2 protein-coding genes are annotated in these 1,356 nt (G+C 41.3%); both read left to right on the forward strand.

The annotated features are described in order from the left end of the window. The coding region (locus L995_RS34655) for an RHS repeat-associated core domain-containing protein (protein ID WP_197065136.1) at nt 1–547 on the forward strand (547 nt) is incomplete at its 5' end. Further along, nucleotides 544–1,014, forward strand: a complete 471-nt coding sequence (locus L995_RS33005) for a hypothetical protein (protein WP_128422682.1) — start codon at nt 544–546, stop codon at nt 1,012–1,014. The genes L995_RS34655 and L995_RS33005, both read left to right, overlap by 4 nt. The last annotated feature ends 342 nt before the right edge of the window (nt 1,015–1,356 follow it).

A 1,356-nucleotide genomic window follows, 5' to 3' on the forward strand; every position in this document is an offset into this window, starting at 1 on the left:
GTATTACAACCGGCATCGGTATTACGATCCGATGGTGGGGAGTTATGTGAATCAGGATCCGATTGGTCTTAGAGGGGGGATCATAAAGACTGTATATGCAGATAATAAACCCAATAAATATCAAGATCCCCTTGGGCTTGAGTGGCAAGTCGATCCGATTGGGAGATCTCCTCAGAGCTTGGGATCGGGGATTAGTACAATATTCTGCGATGGAAAATCACCAGAGATATTCGTGCAGAAACTTGAATTTGAAGAATGTCCTGGGATAAAAAAATGCACAGAAGAGCATGAAAAATCTCATTTAAATGATGCGCTGAATTTCAACAAGAACATATGTGCCAATAATTCCGGATCGGTAATTGTCACCAATTCCGATGACGTCAAAAGGCTTGACTCGGAAAGACGAGCAATGCAGAAAGAAATTCAATGTTTGAGCCAAGAATCGGAAAATGAAACTATTCCAAGTTGCAAAAGTAGATATAACTCAAAGATGAGAATAATTGACTGGCAAATCAAGAACAAAGTTGACACTGGAAATTATCCATGAAAAATTATCTAATTTTCTTCTTGTTAATTTTCGTCGCATTGCAAGCGAGATCTCAAGTGGATCTTGAGGTTAATTTCATTGATTGCGGCGAAAATGGATCTATCAATATAAGGCATGCCATAAGAAATAATACGGATTCGGATAAGGTTATTTATGATTTTGCTGCCCCCTGGTCTCCAAGTGACTATGGGGTTAGGTATTATGCTTATGCTCGGAAGGATAAGCCAAAAAATATCAAGCAAGACTTTTTTGATTATGGATCTGGAAAGGAGATAAGATTGAAAAAAGGAGATTTAGTAGAAAGAAATGTGAATATAAGCCCTTATCTTGGTGAGATGAGTAAGGAAAATGAAAACGAGGATATATATATATTCTGGTTCTATAATTTCATAACTATAAATTCCGATTACAAGCGCAAGAGTAATGGATTCTTTGTAATTCCCAAAAACTGCTATAAAAATAGATGATGTTGTCTGTAATTGGTTTAGTCGAGGTGGACGCTTTTGGGGTTGATTTAAAACCTGAAATACAATATTTTGATTGCAAGTGATTTGTAAAGTGGATTCAGGAGATATGCCCTTGCCGTCAGAGGATTGCCTCAGCTCGCTCCTACAAAAAACGCTTGAATACGCACGCCATCCTCGCTGCCAAAGCACCGACTTCAACCTCATGGGCCTAGGCCACCTCGCAGGCCAGCGGCGAGGCCCCGTGCAGCGCTGGGAAGACAACCGCATCGGCTTCACCGAAGACCGCGTCTGGCGCTACGACCCCTGCGGCAACCGCATCGCGCAAATGCATGCAGACCACAG

Origin of the sequence: Delftia sp. ZNC0008 (genome assembly GCF_000799035.1) — a bacterium.
Classification (GTDB): domain Bacteria; phylum Pseudomonadota; class Gammaproteobacteria; order Burkholderiales; family Burkholderiaceae_C; genus Comamonas; species Comamonas tsuruhatensis.